Raw genomic sequence first — 16,786 nt, 5'->3', positions numbered from 1 at the left:
GCGTGACGCTGGAGGACGAGGCCGCCGCGCGCGGCGTGGCCACCTGGTACGAGACCGCCGGCCACCGGCGCGTCGACATCGATCCCGACGTGGTGCGGGCGGTGATGGCGCTGCTGCCGCCGCGCGTCCTGCCGGAGGTGCCGCGGACGTGGGGGTGGATGATCCAGTTGTACGGCGTCCGCTCCGCCGGCTCGTGGGGCGCCGGGGACTTCGCCGACCTGGCCGCGTTCGCCCGCTGGGCCGCGGCGTCCGGCGCCGGGGCGATCCTGGTCAACCCGCTGCACGCGGTGGCGCCGGTCGACCCGCTGCCCGCCTCGCCCTACTCGCCGTCGTCGCGCCGCTTCGTCAACCCGCTCTACCTGCGCATCGAGAACCTCCCGGAGTATGCGGCGGCCGACGCGGCCTTGCGTGCGAAGGTCGACGCGCTCCGCCCGCCGAACCGCGAGCTGATCGACTACGGCGAGGCGTGGCGAGCCAAGCACGCCGCACTGAAAGCGCTATTCCGCGAAATTTCGGATATGTCCGATGTGGGCGACGGTGCCGCGGGCGGGGGCCGGGGGGCCGGCGAGGAGCGGGCGTTGCGGGACTTCGCCACGTATACGGCGCTCGCCGAAGTCCACGGCGTCGACTGGCGGGAATGGCCCGAGGAACTACGCAGGCCGGGGGAGCGGGCGTATGCGGCGGCCGACCCCGAACGGCGCGCGTTCCATGTGTGGGTGCAGCGGCGGTGCGCCGAACAGCTCGCGGAAGCCAACGCCGCGGCGGCCGGCATGGCGGTGGGGATCGTTCACGATCTTGCCGTCGGGATCGACCCCGGCGGGGCCGACGCCTGGACGATGCAGGACGTCATCGCGCAGGGCGTGCGGGTCGGCGCGCCGCCCGACGCGTTCAACCAGCAGGGGCAGGACTGGGGGCTGGCCACCTGGCGGCCCGACCGGCTCGCCACGGCCGGCTACGCCGCCTACCGCGACCTGCTGCGCGGCATCCTCGCCCACGCCGGCGGGCTGCGCGTCGACCACGTCGCCGGGCTGTGGCGGCTGTGGTGGATCCCGCCGGGCCGCGGCGCCGCCGAGGGCGCCTACGTGCACTACGACGCGGCCGCCATGCTCGGCGTGCTGGTCGAGGAGGCGGAGCGGGCCGGCGCGGTGGTCGTCGGCGAGGACCTCGGCACCGTCGAGCCGGTCGTCACGCGGACCCTGCGGGAGCGCAACATCCTCGGCTCCGCCGTGCTGTGGTTCACCCGCGGCGACGACGGCGCGTTTCTCGCGCCCCGGCGGTGGCCGGCCGGCGCCATGGCCAGCATCTCCACCCATGACCTGCCCACCGCGGCCGGTTTCCTCACCGGCGAGCACGTGCGCGCCCGGGCCGAGGCCGGCGTGCTGACCCGCCCCGAGGCGGACGAGCGGGCCGACGCCGACGAGGACCGCGACGCGCTGCTCAAGCTGCTCGCCGAGGAGGGGCTCGCCGGGCCGGACAGCACCGACGCCGAGCTGGTCGTGGCCATGCACCGGCTGCTGGCCCGCACGCCCTGCCGGATCCTGCTCGCCTCGCCCTACGACGTGCTCGGCGAGACCCGCCAGCCGAACCTGCCCGGCACCACCGGGCAGTACCCGAACTGGCGGATCCCGCTGCCGCTGCCGCTGGAGGAGCTCACCGGGGACCCGCGCATGCGGCGGATCGCGGAGCTGTTCAGCTCGGCAGTGTGACGTCCCCGCACAGGTGCACCTGGACCCCGAGGGCGGCGAACAGGGCCGCCTTCGCCAGCAGCGCCTTGTCGGCGGTGGCGGCGTCCGGGGCGTAGGCGACGTTGAGGTGGTTGGCCTTGTGCCGGGCCATGAACTGGTCGCGGGTCACGCCGTGCAGGACGGCGTGCATGATCGGCCAGGCGGGGGTGGTCGCCTTGGAGCGGCGCTCGGACTCCTCCTCGGGCAGCGACACCGCGCTGGCCCGGCCCAGGTCGGCGTGCAGCGCCCCGCCCTGCACGAAGACGCGGCTCCACACCACCTCGCCAGGCTTGCAGATGCCCTTGATCGTCGAGCCGCCGAGCGGGAAGTACACCGGGTCCTGCCGCCAGCCGACCGCCTCGGCGTAGCCGGTGGCGAAGTGCGACGCCGGCACCGAGCCCGAGATCTCCCACACCCAGACGAACTGGCCGTCGAAGTCCTCGCCCCACCGCACGTCGTGCAGGGTGGTGGCCGGGTCGAGGCCCATCGCGGTCCAGATCCGGTTGGTGAGCAGCGCGTCGACGGCGACGCCCTCGTCGGCCTCGTTGAAGTGCGGCAGCGGCCGGCCCTCCCACAGCACCCGGGAGCCGTCGCGGGAGGTCACCGGCGGCCGGTCGGCGTTGTTCAGCAGGCCCTCGGCCAGGTCCGAGGCCGGGCAGATGTCCTTGAGCCCCTGCTGGTACTGGATGCCGACGGCGTCGAGGCCGAAGTCGTCGCTGATGCGCAGCGCCGCGACGTACATCTTGTACTGCCAGCGCAGCTGCGCCTCGGTCAGCTCGGTCGCCTCGTCGGTGCCGAGCTGGAAGGTCATGCCCTTGGCCAGCAGCCAGGCGCCGACCGCGTCGGCCTCGGCGTCGCTGACCCGCTGCATCTCGGCCCACAGCGCGCTCTGCGACAGCCGCTCCTTGTAGATGCCGATCGGGTTGAGCAGCTCGTCGTCGATGATGGCGTTGTACATCCCCATGCAGCCCTCGTCGAAGACGCCGAGGATCGCCTTGTCGGCGAGCAGCTGCGCGGCCAGGGCCCGGCCCAGCTCGGTCTCGGCGGTGCCGGGCAGCGCGGCGGGCAGGTCGCGCACGTGCGAGGTGTCGTGGGCGATGGTGCCGGTCTCGACCCAGCCGCGGATGCCGGTCTTGAACCAGTCGTCGGTGAAGTCGACGGACCAGATCGTGGAGTACGCCACCCCCATCTTGGCCATGCCGGCGTTGACGCCGAGCAGCCCGACCAGCCCCGGCCAGTCGCCGGCGAAGTTCGCCACGGTGAGGATCGGGCCGCGGTGGGTGCGCAGCCCGGCCAGCACGTGGTGGCTGTACTGCCACACCGCCTCGGCCACGATCAGCGGCGCGTCCGACGGGATCGTCTTGAACACCTCGAGGCCCATCCGCTGGCTGGAGATGAACCCGTGCCCCGCCCCCGGGTCGAACGGGTGCGCCCGGCGCACCGTCCAGCCGAGCTCGGCGAACGCGGCGGTGACGGCGGCCTCCATGGCCACCTGGGTGGGCCACCCGGCCCGGTTCGCGGCGGGGCGCAGGTCGCCGCTCGCGATCAGGAAGGCGGTGTTCGGCTCGGCGGCCGGGCGGGACGGAGCGAGGGGGAGGGCGTAGGTGCTCATGGGTTCCTCCGGGAGACGGTCACGCGCGCGGTCGCTGGCGGGCCGCGAGCGTGTGGGCGATGGTGCGGGTGGCCGGGTAGAGGTCGCGGTAGAGCCCATAGAGCTCGTCGTAGCCGGCCCGGTTCGCCGGGTCCGGCTCCACCGTCTCGGCGACGGGGTTCCAGTCCGCGATCGACACCGGCGCGGCGGTGCGGGCGGCGAGGTAGGCGGCGCCGTAGGCCGCGCCGATGGTGACGGCCGGCACGACCTGGGGCAGCCCGGTGACGTCGCTGACGATCCGGGTCCACAGCCCGCCCCGGGTGCCGCCGCCGACGGCGACGACCCGGCGGATCGGCGCGCCGGCCGCGCGCAGCGCCTCGACGTTGTGCCGCACGCCGAGCGCGGTCGCCTCCAGCGCCGCCCGGTACAGGTCGCCGCGGGTGTGGCTGAGCGTGAGGCCGGCGACGATCCCGCGGGCGTCGGGGTCCATCAGCGGGGTGCGTTCCCCGGCGAAGTACGGCAGCATCAGCAGCCCCCGCGCCCCCGGCCCGGACGCCTCGGCCTCGGCCAGCAGCTGTGGGTAGTCGGCGCCGGTCAGCTCGCGCAGCCAGGCGGTGAGCGCGCCGGAGGTGGCCATGCCGCCGGCCAGGTTGCGGGTGCCCGGGTAGGCGCCGACCGTGCCCCACATCGCCGGGCTGGTGACGACCTCGGCGAAGGGCCGCTCGACGGTGGCGATGAGGAACATCGTGGTGCCGTACATGAGCATCAGGTCGCCGGGCCGCTGGGCGTCGACGCTGACCGCCTCGGTCCACGCGTCGATGGTGCCGGTGATGACCGGGGTGCCGGCCGGGATGCCGGCGATCGGCTCGCGCGTGGTGCCGGCCGGGTCGCCGGGCCAGGCCAGGGGCGGCAGCTCGAGCGCGGGGGCGATCGGGCCGGCCCACTCGGAGTACCACTGCAGCGTGTGTGTGTCGAACAGCGGTGTGCACTGGCTCGCCGAATGGAAGTCCAGCGCATAGGCGCCGGTGAGCTTGTACGCCAGCCAGGACGCGGGCATGAACAGCCGCCGCGCCGCGCCGAACGTCTCCGGCTCGTGCTCGGCCAGCCAGGCCAGCTTCGGCCCGACCGCCTGTGAGGAGAGCACCGATCCGCAGCGGGCCAGGATCGCCTCGGCGCCGCCGAGCCGCCGCGTGAGCGTCTCGATCTGGGCGGTGGCGCGGGTGTCGACGCCGTAGAGGATGGCCGGGCGCAGCGGCGTGCCCGCGGCGTCGGTGAGCAGCACGCACGGCCCCATGCCGCTGACCCCGACCGCCACGATCCGCCGGCCGGCGGTCAGCTCCTCGGCGAGGGAGACGAATTCGGCCCACCAGATCTCGCCGTCCATCTCGACGTGGCCGGGGTACGGCCGGGAGACGGCGTGCTCGCGCGTCGCCGAGCGCAGCACCCGCCCGTCGCCGTCGACGAGGACGCCCTTGCTGCTGGAGGTGCCGATGTCGACACCGAGGAAGAGGCTCATCGCCGCTCCTGGTCTCGGGTGCGCAGGACCACCGTCTTGGCCGGGCCGTCGTCGCCGTCGATGCGCTCCAGCAGCAGCGTGGCGGCGGCCTCGCCGAGCTCGCGGGCGGGCAGGTCGACGACCCGGATGCCCCGGCGGCCGAACGAGGCGAACGGCAGGTCGCCGAAGACGGCCAGCCCGAAGCCGGGCGGGGCGAGCCCGGCGTCGTGCAGGGCGTCGAGCGCCCCGGCCGCCATGAGGTTGTTGGCCACGACCGCGGCGTCCGGCGGGCGGGGCAGGGCGAGCAGGTCGGCCATCGCCTGCCGGCCGCCGTCGACCCGGTAGTCGGCGTAGCGCAGCAGCTCCTCCAGGTCCGCGCCGTCGGTGCCGGCGCGCCGGCTCGCCGCCTGCCGCCAGCCGGCCATGCGCAGCTGGGCGGTCTCCACCGAGCTCGGCCCGGTGATGCAGGCGACCCGGGTGAATCCGGCGGCGAACAGCGACTCCGCCGCCGAGCGGCCGCCGGCCCGGTTGTCGACGGTGACCGCGTCGACGTCGGACCGGGCCAGGCTGCGGTCGACGGCGACGACCGGCCGGTGGTGCGCGACCAGCCGGCTCACGTCGCTGGCGTCGTCGGCCGGGGCGAGGATGACGCCGGCCATGTGCTCGGCGAGGGCGATGGCGATGTAGGTGGCCTCCCGGCCGGGGTCGTCGTCGGTGTTGCACAGCACGACCGAGTAGCCGGCGGCCCGGGCCCGGTTCTCCACCCCGCGGGCCAGCGCCGTGAAGAACGGGTTCTCGATGTCGGGGATGATCAGCCCGATCACGGCGGAGCGGTGGCCGCGCAGCCGCCGGGCGGTGCGGTTCGGCGTGAACGCCAGCTCCGCGGCGGCGGCCCGGACCAGCCGCTCCGACTCGGCGGACACCCGTGCGCCGTTCATGACCCGGCTGACGGTGGCCGGGGAGACCCCGGCCCGGGCGGCCACCTCGTAGATCGTCACCACGTCCGGAAGTCCTCGGCCAGGCTGCGGCGCAGGGCGTCGAGGCGGCGGGCGCGGGTGGCCCGGCTGATCGCGGCGTCGGGGGCGATCGCCTCGAACGCGTGGACCGCGCCGGGCACGAGCTCGAACCGGGTCGGTACCCCGGCCGCTTCGAGCCGCCGCGCGTAGTCGGCGTCCTCGTCGCGGAACATGTCGCAGTCGCCGGTGTCGAGGTACGTCGGCGGCAGGCCGCGCAGGTCGGTCGCCCGGGCCGGGGCGGCGAGGCCGTCGGCGGGGCGCCCGCCGAGGTAGGCCGCCCACGCGACGTCGGCCAGGCGCCGGTTCCACACCGGGGCGTCGGCCAGCTCGCGGGAGCTGGGCGTCTCGCGGTCGTCGAGCATCGGGTAGTACAGGTGCGCGGCGGCGATCGCCGGCCCCTGCTCGTCCCGGTTCAGCAGGCACAGCGCCGCCGCCAGCCCCGCGCCCGCGCTGGCGCCGGCCACGACGACCCGGTCGTGGTGCGACGCGCACCAGTCCAGCGCCGCGCGGCAGTCGTGCAGCGCGGCCGGGTACGGGTGCTCGGGCGCCAGCCGGTAGTCCACGGCCGCGACCGCGACCCCGAGCTCGGCGGCCAGGTCGCAGCAGAACGCGTCCTCGTTGCGGGCCGAGCCGAGGTACATGCCGCCGCCATGGATCCACAGCACGCAGACCCGGCCGGTGCCGTGCACCCGCAGCTCGACGCCGCCGTCACGGACCACCTCGGGCGGGACCGCCGGCGCCGGCAGCGGGTTCGTCGCGCGGCGCCGGTCGTCGATGGCGCGGACCGTGGCCACGTCGAGCGGGCCGTCGGGCAGCTGCGGGGTGAGCGTGCCCGCGATCCCGCCGAGCAGCTCCGGGTCGATGTTCACCGCGCACCGCCCTGGATGGTGTCGATCTCGTCCAGCAGCGCGGCGGTCTGGCGGGCGGCGATGGTGAGGACCAGCGGCGCGGCGAGCACGGCCAGGACGCCGGCCGAGGCGGCCACCGCGAACCCGCCGAGCACGGCGATCGCGGCGAGGGTGAGCGTCCAGGCGGGGCGGTACGCGGCGAGGATGACCCCGCCGCGCAGCGCCGCCAGGCCGCGCCGGTCTCGAACCGCACCGTAGGCCAGCGCGTATGGCCCGACAAGCAGGACCGCCGCGGCCGGCACCGCGCCCCAGGGGGCGATCAGCGCCAGGCCGGCGGCGGAGAGGAGGACGGCGAGCACCGGATCGGCCCGGCGCACCAGGGCCAGATGGGCGGTCTCGCCGCGGGCGGTCGCGGCGGCGAGCCGGGCCAGGCCGGTCAGCGCGAGCGCGGCCGGCAGGGTCGCGGCCGCGGCGAGCCAGCCGGGCGCGCCGGTGAGCAGCGCCGCCGCCAGGGGCGCCGCCGCGAGCGCGGTGACGGCGCCCGCGGCGAGGGTGCGGGGCAGCTCGTGCCAGGTGGCGGTGGCGCCGGACCAGGCCAGCCAGGGCAGGGTGGGGTTGTCCATTTACAGCTTCAATCCGCTCGATGCGATCGATTGCACGATGTAGCGCTGGGCGACGATGAACACCACCAGGACGGGGACGATCGCCATCGCGATGCCGGCCGCGATGGTGCCCAGCGAGCCGGTGGAGAACCGGCCGGCCAGCAGCACCAGGCCGACCGGCAGGGTCTGCCGCTCGGTGTCGTTGATCATGACCAGGGGCAGCAGCAGGTCGTTCCACCAGTACGTGAAGCACAGGATGCCCAGCGTCGCGATCGACGGGCCGGACAGCGGCAGGATAACTCCGGCGAAGATGCGGAAGTGCCCGGCGCCGTCCAGCCGGGCCGCCTCCTCCAGTTCCACCGGCAGCGCCAGGAAGTGCTGGCGCAGCAGGAAGATGCCGAAAGCGCTGAAGATGCCCGGCAGGATCAGCGCCCACAGCGTGTTGGTCAGGTTCAGCTTCGACATGACCAGGAACAGCGGCACGATGGTGACCTGGATCGGGATCATCAGCGAGCCGATGACGACGGCGAAGAGCAGGCCCTTGCCGCGGAAGCGCATCCGGGCGAAGGCGTAGCCGGCGGTCGAGCAGGTGATGAGCTGCGCGACGGTGATCGTCGTCGAGACGATGATCGAGTTGAGGAAGAAGCGGAAGTACGGCACCTGGTCGGTGACCTTGCCGAAGTTGCCGACCGTGAGGTTGTCGGGGGCGAACGTCGGCGGCAGGCGGTAGAGCTCGGCGTCGGAGGCGGAGAACGCGCCGCGGAAGATCCACAGGAACGGCGCGGTGATCGCCAGGGCGGCGACGGTGAGGATCACGAAGGTCGCGATGCGGGAAAGGAGGCGGCTCATTCGTAGAAGGTCCATCTGCGGGAGAGCCGGAACTGGATCGCGGTGAGCACGATGAGCACCAGCATGAAGGTGATGCCGATGGCGGAGGCGTAGCCCAGGTCGAAGTCGCCGAACGCGCGGTCGTAGAGGTACTCCACGATCGTGCGGCTCGCATCGCCCGGCCCGCCCTGGGTCAGCACCCGCGGCTCGGCGAAGATCTGGAACGAGTTGATCGTGTTGATCACGACGAGGAAGAAGATCGTCGGCGAGAGCAGCGGGAACGTGATGCGCCAGAAGCGGGTCCAGGCATTCGCACCGTCGACGATCGCGGCCTCCTTGAGCTGGTCGGGGATCGACTGCAGGCCCGCGATGTACACCAGAATCGAGAACCCGATGGTCTTCCACGAGTTCACCACGATCACCGACACCGGCGCGAACGCCGAGGACCCGAGCCAGTCGATCCGCCCGGCGCCGGTCAGCCCGATCAGGTAGTTGACCAGGCCCAGGTCCTTGTTGAGCAGGAACCGCCAGATCAGTGCCACCGCCGATGCCGACACCACGAACGGGAACAGGAACGACAGCCGGAAGAACCCGCGCAGCCAGCGCGGCATCCGGGTCTCCAGCAGCACCGCCAGCAGCAGGCCCACGACCACGTTCACGGCCAGGATGACCAGCGCCATGTAGGTGGTGGAGCCGTACACGTCGAGCAGCCGGCCGTCGTGCACCAGCCGGTCGAAGTTGTCGAAGCCGACGAACTCGCCGTCGCTGAGCAGGTTCCAGTCGTAGAAGCTCAGGTACAGCACGCCCACGGTCGGCGCGAACACGAAGACCAGGAACGTGACGATCGAGGGGGACAGGAAGGCCAGTGCGGCGAGGCCGTCCTTGCGCTTGCGTCTGGCCGGGGCCCTCCGGCCGTGGTCGGTGACCACGGCCGGAGGGGTGATGCCGGATTCGGTACTGGTGGTCATTACTCAGCCTTTTCAGCAGGTGACGATGCTGCTCAGCTCACTCTGCATGTTCTTGAGCCCGTCCGGGACGCTCTTCTCGCCCGCGAAGATCAGCTGCAGGTTGCGCAGGACGGTCGACTCGAAGGCGCTGTACTTGGCCGGCGCCGGGTAGGGGACCAGGGTCGGGTACTTGTCGATGCTGTCGTAGTACAGGTCGGAGTTGGCGGGCGGGACGCCGACCTTGGAGATCGTCTGGGCGAGCGAGCGCCGCGACGGGATGGAGTCGCCGGGCTTGTCCGGGGTGCCGACGTACTCCTTCTCGATGTCGGTGCTCACCGTGAACTTCTGGTACTCCCAGGCGAGGTCCGGGTTCTTCGACGACTTGAGGATCGGGTAGCCGGCGCCGCCGAACACGGTCTTGTAGGTGTCGCCCTTCGGGTACAGCTGGATGTCGAACGCCTTGAACCCGGCCGGCAGGAAGGTCGCGATCGGCCAGCGGCCCGCGCCGAACATGGCGATCTGGCCGTTCTGGAAGCGGGTGAACACGTCGCTCATCGGCATCGGGGCGGGCGCGATGTTCTGCGTGATGAGGTCGCGCAGGAACTGCACGGCCTTTTGCACCTGCGGGCTGTCGGCGGTCGGCTTGCACACGTCGTCGCTGGTCAGGTTGCCCCCGGCGTTGGCCACCCAGGGCATGATGCCGGGGAAGATCTCGTTGCTGGCCCAGGTGAAGCCGTACTGGTCGGGCTTGCCGTCGCCGTTGGTGTCCGCGGTCAGCTTCTTGGCCGTGGCCTTGAAGTCGTCCCAGGTCCAGTCGGCCTTCGGCGGCTCCACGCCCATCTTCTTGAATACGTCGGTGTTGTAGTAGACGACCATGTCGTTCCAGCCGTACGTCAGGGTGACCACGTCGCCCTTGACCGTGAAGCCGTCGATGAGGCCCTTGGCGATGTCGCCGGTGAGCGTCTTGGCGTCGGCGTCCTTGTCCAGGTACTTGTTGATCGGCAGCACCAGGTTGTTGGCGTGCACGAACTGGGCGCCCTCACCGGAGATGACCATCAGGTCGGGGTGTTTTCCGGAGGCGATCAGCGTCGCGACGTTCGCGTAGTAGGTGCCCCAGTTCTCGCCGGCGACGGGCGTGAGCGTCACCTTGACGCCCGCGTGCGCGGCCATGAAGGCGTCGGCGGTGGCCTTGTTGCCGCTCTCGGCGGCCGGCCCGTAGTCCCAGTAGGCGATCTCGAGCGTCTTGTCGCCGCCGGAGGAGGCGTCCGAACCGCTGGAGCAGCCCGCCAGTGCGGATACCGCCAGCACGGCCGACGCGCCCAGCAGCGCGATCTTGCGTAACGGGGTGTTCATGTGCCTGCGTCCCTCTCGGATTGGGAAGCGGTTGGGAGGCGGTGCGGTGGGCACAGTGAAGTCCAAGAAATCGATTTCGTCAAGGAGTCCTCCAGGGATGCTTTCTATCGGCCCTGATCAGGCAACTTTTCTTCTGGTATCGATTGCAGCAAGGTCGGTAACGGAAGGGTCTCGTTCTGGACCGGGTCAGGCCAGCTCGGCGCGCAGCACGACCGTGCGCGGCGGCTGGGCGTCGCCCGCGATGCGCTCCAGCAGCATCGTCGCGGCGGTGGTGCCGAGGTGCCGGGCCGGCAGCCGCACCTGCACCACGGCCGGCGGCGTCAGGAACATGAACGGCAGCTCGCCGACCACGGCCAGGCCGAACTTCGCCGGGTCGACGCCGGCCTCGACGATCGCCTGCAGGGCGCCGACGCCCATGAGGTTGTTCGTGGTCAGCACCGCGTCCGGCGGCTCCGGCAGGTCCAGCAGGGCCCGCATGGCGGCGTGCCCGCCGTCGGCGCGGAAGTTCGCGTGCCGCAGGTAGTCCTCCGGCAGCGCGGCGCGGCGCGCGGTGACCACCTGCCGCCAGCCCAGGAACCGGTCCTCGGTCGCCTCGATCCCGGCCGGGCCGGCGATGCAGGCCACCCGGCGGTACCCGGCGTCGAACAGGGCCCCGGTCGCGGCGATGCCGGCCGCCCGGTTGTCGACCTTGACCGCGTCGACCGGGTACGGCGTGGTGCGGTCCACGGCCACCACGGGCCGCCCAAGCGAGGCGATCGCGCCGAGGTCGACCTCGTCCGAGGCGGGCGCCAGGATGACCCCGGCCATCTCCTCGGAGGCGGCGATCTGCAGGTAGCGCAGCTCCTTGCCGGGGTCGTCGTCGGTGTTGCACAGCACCACGGAGAAGCCCGACTCCTGGGCCCGGTCCTCCACGCCGCGGGCGAGCGCGGTGAAGAACGGGTTCTCGATGTCGGGGATGAGCAGGGCGACGACCTCGGAGCTGCGCTTGCGCAGCCGGCGCGCGGTCTTGTTGGGCGTGAAGGCCAGCTTGGTGGCGGCCTCGCGCACGGCCCGCTGCTTCTCCGGGGAGACCGTCATGCCGTTGAACACCCGCGACACGGTTGCGGGCGATACCCCGGCGAGCGCGGCTACCTCGTAGATCGTGGCCATGGGCCAACACTGTAACTAGCCTGGCGGCGACTTCGTCGCAGCGCTGCCTGGGGGGTTCCCACCCCAGACCCCCCATGGCCGCTTCGCGGCCACGGCCAGCACTGTAGCCAGCCTGGCGGCGACTTCGTCGCAGCGCTGCCTGGGGGGTTCCCACCCCAGACCCCCCATGGCCGCTTCGCGGCCACGGCCAGCACTGTAGCCAGCCTGGCGGCGACTTCGTCGCAGCGCTGCCTGGGTGGCCACCTGGTCAGTGCGCCTTCGGCGCACGCGGCTTGACACCGGCGGGGAGAAGATCTACGTTCCGTGAAATCGATTTCATGATGGCCTGAGGAGACAGCGTGGCGGTCTACACCGGGGACGCCCGGCGCGCGGTGGCGTTCCCGCTCGGTGGCATCGGCACCGGCCATGTGGCGCTCTGCGGGGATGGGGCGCTGCGGCAGTGGCAGCTGTCCGGGGTACCGAACCATCGCGGGTTTCTGCCGGACAGCTTCTTCGCGCTGCGGGTCTCCTCGCTCGAGCCGCCGGACGACGTGGTGCGGCTGCTGCGCTCCGCGCCGATCGCGCCACACCCGCGGCCGGCCGCGAACGTCTCCGACGCCGAGGTGCCGGACCGGGACGAGCCGCCGCTGTGGCCGTACGTCGAGTCGACCACGTTCGAGGCGGCGTACCCCTTCGCCCGGGTGACCTACCACGACCCCGCGCTGCCGCTGGCCGTGTCGCTCGAGGCACACACGCCGTTCGTGCCGCTCGACGCCGACGCCAGCTCGCTGCCGCTGGTGCGCTACCGGTTCACACTCACCAACGACAGCGCGGAGTTCCGGCACGGGTTCCTGCTCGGCACGCTGCAGAACGCGGCCGGCTGGGACGGGGTCACCCCGATCGCCGGCACCCGCGGGGCCGGCTACGGCGGCAACGTCAACCGGGTGCTGCGCCGGCCCGGGCAGAGCGGCGTGCTCATGGACAACCCGGCGCTGGCCGACGACGACCCCGCCGCGGGGGAACTGCTGCTGTGGACCGACGCGCCGGCCGCGATCCTGCCGCGGGCCCTTGACGCCGCCGCGCTGCTGCGGTTCGTGGAGACCGCGAAGCTGGTCACGCCCACGCAGCTGGGCGACTACTCGGGCGCCGCGCTGCGGGCGGCGCTCGCGCACGGGCCGTCGCCGATGCGGGCGCCGAGCGGGCCGAGCCCGGCCGGGCACACCTGGGACGCCGGGGCCGCCGTCGCGTTCGCGCTGGCGCCGGGGGAGCGGACCACCATCGACATCGTGCACGCCTGGTGGTTTCCAAATCGGTACGCCGACATGGACCGCTTCGGCCCGCAGCACCCGTACGGGCCGACCCGGTTCTGGGTCGGCAACCACTACGCGACCCGGTTCGGCGGCGCGCTCGACGTGCTCGACGCCTACCTGGCCGACCGGGAGCGGCTCGACGCGGCCTCCCACGCCTGGGCGGACGCCGTCGCCGGCAGCGACCTGCCCGAGCCGCTGCGCGAGGTGATCGCCGCGCAGGGCACGCTGGTGCGCTCGCCGAGCGTGTTCCGCACCGCCGACGGGCGCACCTACGGCTTCGAGGGCGCACTGGGCGCGTCGACCCGCAACTGGAACGGCGACGCCGGCGGCTCCTGCCCGCTCAACTGCAACCACGTCTTCAACTACGAGCAGGCCCTGGCCCGGCTCTTCCCGGCGCTCGGGCGGGACATGCGCGAGACCGAGTTCGCGATCCAGGACGCGGCCGGGTCGATCCCGCACCGGGTGGTGCTGCCGCTGTACCTGCCGCAGCTGCACGGGGTGCCGATCGGCGGCCCGGAGCGCCCCGCTCTGGACGGCATGCTGGGCGCGATCCTGAAGACCTACCGCAGCGTCCTCGACGGCGCCGGCGTTGACTGGCTCCGCTCGCAGTGGCCGTCACTGGACCGGCTCATGTCGCATATTTCCGAAATGTGGGACAAATCGGGCGATGGGGTGCTGCGTGGCGACCAGCCCGTCACGTACGACATCTCGCTGCACGGCCCGAACATGTTCGTGGGGGCGTTGTGGCTCGCCGCGCTCCGGGCCATGCACGAAATGTCGGGAATACTCGGCCTTGAGTCGAAATTTCAGGACAGGTTCGTGCAGGCGTCGGCGGCGTACGACGAACTCCTGTGGAACGGCGAGTTCTACGCCCAGCCACCCACCGGCGAGGCCTACGACTTCGGCGCCGGCTGCCTGTCCGACCAGCTGCTAGGCCAGTGGTGGGCGCACCAGCTCGGGCTGGGCCACCTCCTGCCGGCCGACCGGGTCCGCACGGCGCTGGCTTCGATCGTGAAGTACAACCTGAGGCACCACTTCGAACCGCACGGCTACCGCGAGTTCGCCGACGGCGACGAGACCGGCCTGGTAGTTTGCAGCTGGCCACACGGCGGCCGCCCCGCCGTCCCACTACGCTACTGCGACGAGGTCTGGACCGGCGTCGAGTACCAGGTCGCCGCCCACTGCTTCTACGAGGACCTGCCGGAGCTCGGCCTGGCGATCGTGAACGGGGTAAGGGGCCGCTACGACGGCACCCGCCGCAACCCATTCAACGAGGTCGAGTGCGGCGACCACTACGTGCGCGCCATGGCCGGCTGGTCACTGCTGCCAGCCTGGACCGACGGCGCCTTCCGCCCCGGCCGCTACCCCTACGTCGCCGGCACCGAGTGGGGCGAACTCACCATCGCCGACGACACCACCGTGACCCGCCAGCGCCGCTAACCGCAACCACCACAGCCCGCCCTGCGGCCCACGCACCGCGCCGGCCGCCCTCAGCCCCGCTCCCGCACCCGCGCCTTCCGCGCGGCCTGCCGTTCACGTCTTGCGCCTGGGCCTCCGCGCCTGGGCCTCCGCGCCTGGGCGCCGCCGCTCATCCCGCGTCTTCGCGCTGTGCTCGCGCTTCCGCGCCACTAGCGTTCGCGCCCGCGAGGCTTGGCGTTCGCGCCCGCGAGGCTTGGCGTTCGCGCCCGCGTGCCTGGGCGCTCGCGGCTCCGCGCCTGGGCGCCCTTGCGGCCGTGCGGCTTGGCGCCTGCGGCTCAGTGCCGCCGCTCAGTCGCGTCGTCGCGCCGCGCGCTCCCGGGTCCCTGGGCTTGGCGGCCGCGGCTTCGCTCAGCCGACGTGTCGTCGCGCCGCGCAGCGCGGCGTAGCGAGCCTGCCGCACGGCCGCTGTCCGAAAAGTCGGGTTCTGTGCGCCACGACCCGCGTGGCGTGGTGTGGTGTGGTGTGGTGAGCCTGTCGGCCAGCCGCTGTCCGAAAAGTCGGGCGCTCCGCGCCACGACTTTTCGGATTTATACCCCGACAGGGCATAAGTCCGAAAAATCCGGACGCGAAGCGTCTGGATTTTTCGCGACGACCGTAAGTCTCCGTGATCATGCAGGTCACCCCGCCGAAACCCCGGTTTGCCATGATCGCGGAGACTTACGGTACACCCACGTACATCAAGGCTCCGTGATCATGAAAAACCCGGCGTGACACACGCCGGCCGAGCATGATCCCGGAGACATACAGCGGGCGTTGGCAGGGCCGATCACAGGATCGCGGCGGACTCGCCGGGGAGCGTGAGCAGGCCGGACTGCAGCAGCGTGGTCTCGTCGGTGGCGAACAGCACGCAGTCGGCCCGCAGTGGCACCGTGCGCGGGTCGGCGGTCAGGTTCGCCACCACCGCCTGCTCGCCGCGGCGGATGACCAGGACACCGTCGTCGTGGACCACCTTCACCCGGTCCAGCCGCGGGTCGGACAGGCCCGGCAGCCGCTTGCGCAGCGCGATGAGCCGCCGGTAGAGCTCCAGCATCGCCAGGTCCTGGGCCGCCCAGTCCAGGTGCGAGCGGGCGAACGTCTCCGGGTCCTGCGGGTCGGGCACGTCGCCGGGCGGCCAGCCGTGCGCGGCGAACTCCTCCCGCCGGCCGTTGGCCACCGCCGCGGCCAGGGCCGGCTCCGGGTGGCTGGTGAAGAACTGCCACGGCGTGCGGGCCGCGAACTCCTCGCCCATGAACAGCATCGGGGTGTACGGCGAGGTCAGCAGCAGGGTCGCGGCGACGCGGAGCAGGCCCGGGGAGAGCGTCGCGGTGAGCCGGTCGCCGGTGGCCCGGTTGCCGACCTGGTCGTGGTTCTGCAGGCAGACCACGAACCGGTGGCCGGGGATGCGGGCGCGGTCGACCGGCCGGCCGTGCACCCGGCGGCGGAACGACGACCAGGTGCCGGCGTGGAAGAACGCCGACTCCCAGACCTTGGTGAAGCACTCCGGGGAGCCGAAGTCGGCGTAGTACCCCTGGCGCTCTCCGGTGAGCATCGCGTGCAGCGCGTGGTGCACGTCGTCGTCCCACTGGGCGGTCAGGCCGTAGCCGCCGGCCTCGCGCGCGGTGATCAGACGAGGGTCGTTGAGGTCGGACTCGGCGATCAGCGACAGCGGCCGGCCGAGCGCGGTCGACAGGGCGTCGACCTCGGCGGCGAGCTCCTCCAGCAGGTGGGTGGCGCCGCGGTCGACCAGCGCGTGGACGGCGTCGAGGCGCAGCCCGTCGGCGTGGTAGTCGCGCAGCCACTGCAGGGCGCTGTCGATGATGTATCGGCGGACCTCGCCGCTGTCGGGCTCGTCGAGGTTGAGCGAGCGGCCCCAGGTGTTCGCGCCGGCCGACAGGTAGGGGCCGAACTGCGGCGCGTAGGCGCCGGAGGGGCCGAAGTGGTTGTAGACGGCGTCGATGAGGACGCCGAGGCCGTGGCGGTGGGCGGCGTCGACGAAGCGCTTCAGGCCGTCGGGGCCGCCGTAGCTCTCCTGGACCGCGTACCAGCCGACGCCGTCGTAGCCCCAGTTGTAGTCGCCGTTGAAGGCGTTCACCGGCAACAGCTCGACGAGGTCGATGCCGAGTTTTTTGAGGTACGGCAGCCGCTCGATCGCCCCGTCGAACGTGCCCGCCGGGGTGAACGTGCCCACGTGCAGTTCGTAGACCACGCCGCCGGCCAGCTGGCGGCCGGTCCAGCCGGCGTCGTCCCAGGCGAACCGGGTGTGGTCGTAGACCCGGCTGCGCTCGTGCACGCCGGCGGGCTGCCAGCGGGAGCGCGGGTCGGGCAGGACCCGCTCGCCCTCGTCGAGGGAGAACCCGTAGTCGGTGCCGTGCTCCGCGGGGCGCTCGGCGGTCCACCACTGTCCGTCCGCGGTCATAGGGATGGATTCGGTACCGCAGTGCAGCGTGACCCGGTGCGCCGCCGGCGCCCAGACGCGAAACTCCATC

12 protein-coding genes are annotated in these 16,786 nt (G+C 72.5%); 2 read left to right on the top strand and 10 right to left on the bottom strand.

What is annotated here, in order from left to right; all coding sequences use genetic code 11:
* Positions 1 to 2 precede the first annotated feature (2 nt).
* The gene (malQ, locus tag ACQPXD_RS33430) at positions 3 to 1,706 is read left to right on the top strand and encodes a 4-alpha-glucanotransferase (RefSeq protein WP_432825321.1); all 1,704 of its coding nucleotides are present in this window, start codon (positions 3 to 5) and stop codon (positions 1,704 to 1,706) included.
* On the opposite strand, the gene ACQPXD_RS33425 is transcribed toward malQ, so the two are convergent.
* The 9 genes from ACQPXD_RS33425 to ACQPXD_RS33385 all read right to left on the bottom strand — a co-directional run bounded on the left by ACQPXD_RS33425 (position 1,690) and on the right by ACQPXD_RS33385 (position 11,553).
* The gene (locus ACQPXD_RS33425) at positions 1,690 to 3,336 is read right to left on the bottom strand and encodes a fucose isomerase (protein ID WP_432825320.1); all 1,647 of its coding nucleotides are present in this window, start codon (positions 3,334 to 3,336) and stop codon (positions 1,690 to 1,692) included. The genes malQ and ACQPXD_RS33425 overlap by 17 nt on opposite strands.
* Positions 3,337 to 3,355: 19 nt before the next feature.
* On the bottom strand, positions 3,356 to 4,831 hold the full coding sequence (locus ACQPXD_RS33420) for an FGGY-family carbohydrate kinase (RefSeq protein WP_432825319.1): 1,476 nt from the start codon (positions 4,829 to 4,831) through the stop codon (positions 3,356 to 3,358).
* Positions 4,828 to 5,811 (bottom strand): LacI family DNA-binding transcriptional regulator, encoded by a 984-nt coding sequence (locus tag ACQPXD_RS33415; protein WP_432825318.1) that lies wholly within the window; start codon positions 5,809 to 5,811, stop codon positions 4,828 to 4,830. The genes ACQPXD_RS33420 and ACQPXD_RS33415 overlap by 4 nt, the downstream gene beginning before the upstream one ends.
* Positions 5,805 to 6,695: an alpha/beta hydrolase gene (locus ACQPXD_RS33410; protein WP_432825317.1), complete on the bottom strand. Its 891-nt coding sequence runs from the start codon at positions 6,693 to 6,695 to the stop codon at positions 5,805 to 5,807. Before ACQPXD_RS33410 ends, ACQPXD_RS33415 begins: the two co-directional genes overlap by 7 nt.
* Positions 6,692 to 7,297: a hypothetical protein gene (locus ACQPXD_RS33405; RefSeq protein ID WP_432825316.1), complete on the bottom strand. Its 606-nt coding sequence runs from the start codon at positions 7,295 to 7,297 to the stop codon at positions 6,692 to 6,694. The genes ACQPXD_RS33410 and ACQPXD_RS33405 overlap by 4 nt, the downstream gene beginning before the upstream one ends.
* A complete protein-coding gene (locus ACQPXD_RS33400; protein ID WP_432825315.1) occupies positions 7,298 to 8,125 on the bottom strand; it encodes a carbohydrate ABC transporter permease in 828 nt (275 codons plus the stop codon).
* A complete protein-coding gene (locus ACQPXD_RS33395) occupies positions 8,122 to 9,072 on the bottom strand; it encodes a carbohydrate ABC transporter permease (RefSeq protein WP_432825314.1) in 951 nt (316 codons plus the stop codon). The genes ACQPXD_RS33400 and ACQPXD_RS33395 overlap by 4 nt, the downstream gene beginning before the upstream one ends.
* Before the next feature lie 12 nt (positions 9,073 to 9,084).
* A complete protein-coding gene (locus ACQPXD_RS33390; protein ID WP_432825313.1) occupies positions 9,085 to 10,404 on the bottom strand; it encodes an ABC transporter substrate-binding protein in 1,320 nt (439 codons plus the stop codon).
* Between the two features lie 186 nt (positions 10,405 to 10,590).
* A complete protein-coding gene (locus tag ACQPXD_RS33385) occupies positions 10,591 to 11,553 on the bottom strand; it encodes a LacI family DNA-binding transcriptional regulator (RefSeq protein WP_432825312.1) in 963 nt (320 codons plus the stop codon).
* Positions 11,554 to 11,891: 338 nt separating this feature from the next.
* On the opposite strand from ACQPXD_RS33385, the gene ACQPXD_RS33380 reads away from it, so the two are divergent.
* On the top strand, positions 11,892 to 14,282 hold the full coding sequence (locus ACQPXD_RS33380; protein WP_432825311.1) for a GH116 family glycosyl hydrolase: 2,391 nt from the start codon (positions 11,892 to 11,894) through the stop codon (positions 14,280 to 14,282).
* A gap of 805 nt (positions 14,283 to 15,087) precedes the next feature.
* Here the strand turns inward: ACQPXD_RS33380 and treZ are convergent.
* The gene (gene treZ, locus ACQPXD_RS33375) at positions 15,088 to 16,785 is read right to left on the bottom strand and encodes a malto-oligosyltrehalose trehalohydrolase (protein WP_432825310.1); all 1,698 of its coding nucleotides are present in this window, start codon (positions 16,783 to 16,785) and stop codon (positions 15,088 to 15,090) included.
* Between the last annotated feature and the right edge of the window lies 1 nt (position 16,786).

The organism is Dactylosporangium sp. CA-092794, from assembly GCF_050948465.1.
GTDB lineage: Bacteria > Actinomycetota > Actinomycetes > Mycobacteriales > Micromonosporaceae > Dactylosporangium.
Note: the sequence above shows the minus strand (reverse complement) of the source record. Positions and strands in the feature narration are given on the sequence as shown.